Source organism: Bacillus sp. JJ1127, from assembly GCF_036965845.1.
GTDB lineage: Bacteria > Bacillota > Bacilli > Bacillales > Bacillaceae_G > Bacillus_A.
In genome coordinates this window covers 1-5,902 of sequence record NZ_JBALQK010000363.1, presented here as the reverse complement: position 1 = coordinate 5,902, position 5,902 = coordinate 1, and the positions used below count along the sequence as shown (strand labels likewise).

General features: G+C 37.0%; 5 protein-coding genes and 2 pseudogenes. 4 read left to right on the top strand and 3 right to left on the bottom strand.

Features of this window, described 5'->3' with window-relative positions; genetic code table 11:
• Positions 1-273 precede the first annotated feature (273 nt).
• Together V7183_RS24440 and V7183_RS24435 are read left to right on the top strand one after the other, a co-directional pair.
• Complete coding sequence (locus V7183_RS24440; RefSeq protein WP_335361137.1) at positions 274-612, top strand: phosphoglycolate phosphatase; 339 nt, start codon at positions 274-276, stop codon at positions 610-612.
• Between the two features lie 250 nt (positions 613-862).
• Positions 863-1,315 (top strand): NUDIX hydrolase, encoded by a 453-nt coding sequence (locus tag V7183_RS24435; RefSeq protein WP_335361136.1) that lies wholly within the window; start codon positions 863-865, stop codon positions 1,313-1,315.
• Between the two features lie 32 nt (positions 1,316-1,347).
• Here V7183_RS24435 and V7183_RS24430 read toward each other — a convergent pair whose 3' ends face one another.
• Positions 1,348-2,259, bottom strand: a complete 912-nt coding sequence (locus V7183_RS24430; protein WP_097898812.1) for a DMT family transporter — start codon at positions 2,257-2,259, stop codon at positions 1,348-1,350.
• Positions 2,260-2,385: 126 nt separating this feature from the next.
• Here V7183_RS24430 and V7183_RS24425 point away from each other — a divergent pair, with 126 nt between their 5' ends.
• Both V7183_RS24425 and V7183_RS24420 read left to right on the top strand, forming a co-directional pair.
• Entirely contained in the window at positions 2,386-3,828 is a 1,443-nt protein-coding gene (locus tag V7183_RS24425) for a PLP-dependent aminotransferase family protein (protein WP_097898811.1), read from the top strand.
• 186 nt (positions 3,829-4,014) lie between these two features.
• Positions 4,015-4,260, top strand: a pseudogene (locus tag V7183_RS24420) (IS5/IS1182 family transposase); the annotation flags it as partial.
• An 89-nt stretch (positions 4,261-4,349) separates the two neighbouring features.
• Here the strand turns inward: V7183_RS24420 and V7183_RS24415 are convergent.
• Positions 4,350-5,348: a hypothetical protein gene (locus V7183_RS24415; protein ID WP_335361135.1), complete on the bottom strand. Its 999-nt coding sequence runs from the start codon at positions 5,346-5,348 to the stop codon at positions 4,350-4,352.
• Between the two features lie 272 nt (positions 5,349-5,620).
• Positions 5,621-5,881 (bottom strand): annotated as a pseudogene (locus V7183_RS24410) (hypothetical protein); the annotation flags it as partial.
• Positions 5,882-5,902 lie beyond the last annotated feature (21 nt).

Below are 5,902 nucleotides of genomic sequence, written 5' to 3'. Positions count from 1 at the left end.
CTCCCACCTAAAAAGAAAGGTTTTATATCGATTTTTCAATTTGTATTTATATAAAACAACTTCCAATAAAACATTTCATCTCTCATTCTCCCTTTATAGTAAATAAAGATTTTATTCAAATTTGTATGGAACTGATTTTCTGAAAGAACTTACAAAACTGTAATACTATTGTCACCTAATGAAATAGTAAAAACTTTTGCGGTAGTTTATATTCAAATTGTTCACAAGAACAAGACACATACGCCATAGAATGGAATCGAAAGGTGAATAAACATGAATAAGAAACTAGTGAAACCTCTATTGATATTAGGAACTGGTATGTTACTAACAATAAGTGGCTGGATGTATGCTATTACGAATCATGGTACGTTAGATGCATTTAGTAAAGAAGCATGGCCCAAAACAAAAGCAACAGCTAAACAAGCAACTATTGATCACTTTAAAAAAGAAAAGGATATGAACGTTGTTATTACTGACATTGATTTTCCAGAGGAATATGCAACACCTGAGATTTACTTAGAAGGATATGTTGCTGGTAATGAGCAACAAAAAATCTCAGCTACTGTAAATTCTTCAAAACATTATCAAGTTAAAGACACATCGAAAAACTAAATTTAGAATTGATGGAGCAGTTAGCTTTTGCTAACTGCTTTTTTGATTAAATTAACGTTTTTGTATAGCATTTAACGTTCCAAAAACCACGAAAATATTTCATTATTTATGCAAGATCCCAATAACTTTTATTGCACTTCTTTTATTGCACTTCTTCTATACTTTTCAATTTCTAGGCATTCCTCTTAATATTCCCCCTTTTAAATTCACTACTATATTTGATACATTAAGTTAAAAAGGAGCCGCAATAATGAATACAAAACCATCTTTTGGCTATAAAAAATCGAATAAACAATATGTTTTACGCCCTAGTTGCTATGCGATCATCTTTGATGAATCCTGCTTAAAAGTAGCTGTTATCCAAAAAGGTACAAAATATTTCTTGTCAGGAGGCGGTATGGAAAATACCGAAACGCGGGAATTATGCTTACATCGCGAACTGTTAGAGGAATTAGGATGGAAAATAGAAATCCAACAATATATCGGCAATGCTGAACGATATTTTTATGCTGAAAAAGAAGGTATATATTATGTAAACGATGGTTATTTCTATATTTGTAACAAGGTCAATGAACACATTAATAAAATTGAAGAAGACCATATTTTACAATGGCTCTCCCCCTCACAAGCACAAAGACTGCTCATTCATCCTCATCAACAGTGGGCCATTACACAAGCTATTCTATTACAAAAGCAAAAATGACCCCTTTCCATAGAAAGAGGTCATTTTTATCATTAACTCACTTTTTTCAAATTGAAAGCTGGCTTTTTTGCCGCCCCTTTTTTCACAACATATAAACCGATAAATATAATAAGCCCACCAATTAATTGCATCATATTCATTCTTTCTCCAATTGTTACTGCCGCAAAAATTACCGCAAACAATGGAACAAGATACATATATACCATTACTTTTGTTGAACCAATTTTACTAATACCAACGTACCACATTGCAAGCCCAAAAACTGTTGCAAAGATGATTGAATAACCTAATGACCCCCAGCTTAATGTATCGGTTGGCCATGATAATGCACTAACATTAAATAAACAATAGATTACAAGCGGCACAATGCCAATTAATGTAGACCAAGAAGTTACACGCATTGCTGAGTATTTTGTAATAAGCGGCTGTGCAAGAATTGGATACCAGCCCCACGCAATGGAAGCCACTAATCCAATTAGATTTCCAAGCCATGCATATTCATATTCAGATTGATTCGTATGTCCTGTTAATAAAACAAGCGCTGCACCACTAAAAGATAATAAAGAACCGATTTGAATTTTCATGGAAAAGCGCTCTTGTTTGTGTAATACTGCTAAAATACCTGTAAAAATAGGTGACATCGCAATTAATAACGAAGCATTTGTTGCTGAAGTATATTTTACAGATAACATAAATAACGTTTGATACAACGTTGTTCCAACGATTCCAACAACTAATAGTCTTAACCAGTCTTTTCTTTCAATACGTAACGATCGTTCCATAAAAAATGTAATCAATAATAATACCGGAGATGCTACTAAAAATCGTAAACTATTGAATTGAATGGATGACATATACGCCACTCCATATTTTCCTATTGTATAATTCGCTCCCCATACTAACGCAACTGACACTAGGAGCCATTCCATTTGCCATCGTTTCACTCTAATCTCCCCTTCCACTATTTAGAATAGTAAAATTGGCTGGATATCACACCGTCCAATTGGCTGTTTTTTCACCCAGCCAATTTGCTATAATGAGAATAGATAAGAAATAAGGAGACGTTATAAATGGAGTGGAAGTTAGATACTGACAGCAAGATTCCGATTTATCAACAAGTTGTTGATTTTATTGAAAGACGTATTATGTACGGAGAGCTTCCACCTGGTAGCTTTCTCCCTTCAGAACGAAAGTTAGCTCAACAACTCAATGTAAACCGCAGTACGGTTACAACTGCTTATAATGAACTACGTGCTATGGGAATTGTGGAAAGCTCAACTGGAAGAGGCACACGTGTAAGCACACATATGTGGGGCGTTTCTCCAACATTAACACCAAATTGGAGAGGGTTCGTAGAAGGCGGTACTTTTTTACCTAATTTACCGTTACTTCGCCATATTAGAGAGCAAGTGCAGCAAAATGAAAATATAATTGATTTCGCAAATGGAGAGCTTGGTTGTAATCTATTTCCTCATGAGCAGTTACAAACTATTTTACGAGAACAGCCTTTAACGCAATCGCTTAGCTACGATCATCCACAAGGCTACCTTCCGTTAAGACACGCCGTAGCAAAATATATGAGGGATCATCTAAAAATTGATGCAACAGAGCAATCTATTATGATTACTTCCGGTGCTCAGCAAGCTCTTCATCTTATTGTTCAATGTTTATTAAATCCAGGTGATGCAGTTGCTTTTGAAAGTCCGTCACATTGTTATTCGTTGCCCTTATTCCAATCTGCGGGTATTCGTATTTTCCCATTACCTGTTGATGAGCATGGGATTGATCCAGAAGATGTTCATGAGTTATATCGAAAACACCGAATTAAAATGATTTTTTTAAATCCAAATTTCCAAAATCCAACGGGTACGATGCTTCATCCGAACCGTAGAAAGAAGCTTTTATCACTCTGTGCAGACTTACGAATTCCAATTGTTGAGGATGATCCGTCTAGCTTACTAACATTAGAAAAGAAACAGCCTTGTCCTACTTTAAAGTCCATTGATGAGAATGGAACCGTTATTTATGTTCATTCCTTATCAAAAATGATTGCACCCGGTCTTCGGATTGGTTGGCTTGTTGCGCCGCAATCAGTAGTAGAACGATTATCAGATGCACGGCATCAAATGGAATTGGGAATGAGTATATTTCCTCAGTGGCTTATGCAGCAATTTTTTGAAACTGTTCCATTTGATACGCATATCACACAATTACGAAGGCAGTTAGCACAAAAAAGAGATGTCATTGTCGACGCCCTAAATTGTTACCTTCAAGATAAAATCTCTTTTTCAAATCCTGCTGGCGGTATTTATATATGGGGGAAATTAAAGCAGCCGATTAATGAAAAACAACTGATTATGCAAAGTTTAAAACAACAAATAGCCTTTATGCCTGGCAGCATTTTTGGAGCAAAAGATGGGTATATTCGTTTATCGTATGGAAAAGTGGATATCAATCAAATAGAGGACGGAATCTCTCGGTTACATGCGGCTATCAAAGTTTGTGAAAAGTAAATATATTTCACATCGGTGTTCCATAGATATAGAAAAGATTCCTTCAAGTCTTCTGAAGGAATCTTTTTCATTCACGTAATTCTTGTGAATAGATATTAATTGTTATTTACTCAAACTTCGCACCTAAATAATTAGGTTCAATGGCTGAGTCATGTTAATTTTATCTAGATTTCATTATTTTCCTTGATAAAAAGCTTTATAGATCTTAGGAAATATACCGCCCCGGCACGCGGCTCAAAGCTCTGGAAAGAGATTGCGAAAGAACGATCTGCAGTTAAAAGAGTCCATGCGTATCTAAAAGAATCCTTCCAATTAAACAACATCAGACATCGAATGGGACAGAAAGCCAAAGCTCATTTTAACTTGGTTTACAATTGCACGAAATTAGCATGTGATCATCTAAACCGTCAGTTGCAAGAGCAAGTAGCGTGAATTTTTAAAATTGAAATTACTTGAATTCTACTGGTCTACATTTCTAACAATGTGCATTATGAAATTGATTCAGATATCTTTGACTTAAGTCACGCTTTCTTCAATGAAAACAGAATATAGATCGTATCAATTTCATGGGATTCTTCCAAAACCCACGAGGTTTGGGTTAAAATTCGCTGCAATCCCTCCAGCCCAAGATATCGGATTTGCACGCCAATAAACTCTGTAAATCCCAGGTATCCCGGATTTACATGCGCCCGGTCGAAAATTAATGAACCCGTGACCCGGGCGTCCGCCGGGGAGTTGGTAAAGAAATGGTTTAAATTTTTAATGATATCTGAATCCGAACCGTACTCAAAAAGACCGCCCTCCGATGAACAGAACTGAATCCAGCCGGAACGTTCCAAACTCATCTTTAGTAATGCCTCCGGTTGGCTCCAGTCATAATGAATCATATTGAGGGTAATGCCCAGACCATGGAAGCGTTCCCCCGGCTGCTTCAAAACATCGATGCACCGGTTTGCGAAATTTGGGCCGTGGGTATCGATATCTAAAATGTTGATCTCAATCTTCCGTCCCTTGAGTAATTCCGGGTCCGATTCCTGAATTAGAATCAGGGTGTTGATACTGTCGGTAGCGGCCCCCCCAGCGATATTGAAGAAACAAAGGTTCCGTTCAGGGAATTGCTTGAGCTGGGGCAGCAAAATTTTCGACTGGCGCCGACAAAGATCCCTTAGCCTGATCCGAAGTCCCATGAAAGAGGTTTGCTTCACCGCCCACTTGTCCCGGAAACCTAATTTTATCTCCCGGCTTAAGTCGGGGCCAAGTTTGTACAGCAAAGTACGCATGCCGCTAAGATAGGAATTGTCAACATTCGACATTTTCACAAAGATGTTCCGGATAAAGCTAGGCATCTTCTTTAAGGATTCAATGCTCCGGGCTGACTTGAGACAGCTCAAATGATACGCCTGTTCATCAATACTTGCCTTGAAAAGGGGATGAGTAATATCCAGGATCGGTAATTGAATTTCATTCTCGAAAACCGCATAGAGAATTCGCTGATTTTGATTTGCATTCGTGGTTTTCAACTCCACCCTACTTGAACGATGATTTTTGATCTAACCAAAACCCAAAGCTAGCGTAATTGCTCTTCCCGGCAATACCCATAACCCATCATGATGACAAAAAGCTTTATAAATACAAAAACACCTCATTTTTTTGGTATAGTGGATTTGCCGAAAATACACTACCAAACAGAAGAGATTTCAAAAACTAATGAAAAGTCAGCTTCAGCGGTGGATCGCAGGACTTCCCAACTACATCAAGGCTTATTTGTCGATTTCACTCTGCGAAGTTTGAGTTATTTATTTTTCATATTTTTAAAGACAACTATAGGCTCCTCTATATCATTATTAACAATAACTATATCCGCACATTCTTTCGGATTATGCTCATTTATGTACATTTGACAAGCAGCGTGATATCGTCCCAAAAACATTTTCTCTGCTTTTTCGTAGCTTCCAAAAGCCTCTGCTTCTCGTTTCGAACCACGTTTTCTAGCAATATCAAAGTCTGTATCTACAAAAATTTTATAATCAAATAGATGCTCCATCTCTTTTTTAAATGACAGTTTGTCAATCTA

Bases quoted from the DNA above. Each gene is read 5' to 3' on its own strand.
- V7183_RS24440 (WP_335361137.1), top strand. From the start codon at position 274: ATGAATAAGAAACTAGTGAAACCTCTATTGATATTAGGAACTGGTATG.
- V7183_RS24435 (WP_335361136.1), top strand. From the start codon at position 863: ATGAATACAAAACCATCTTTTGGCTATAAAAAATCGAATAAACAATAT.
- V7183_RS24425 (WP_097898811.1), top strand. From the start codon at position 2,386: ATGGAGTGGAAGTTAGATACTGACAGCAAGATTCCGATTTATCAACAA.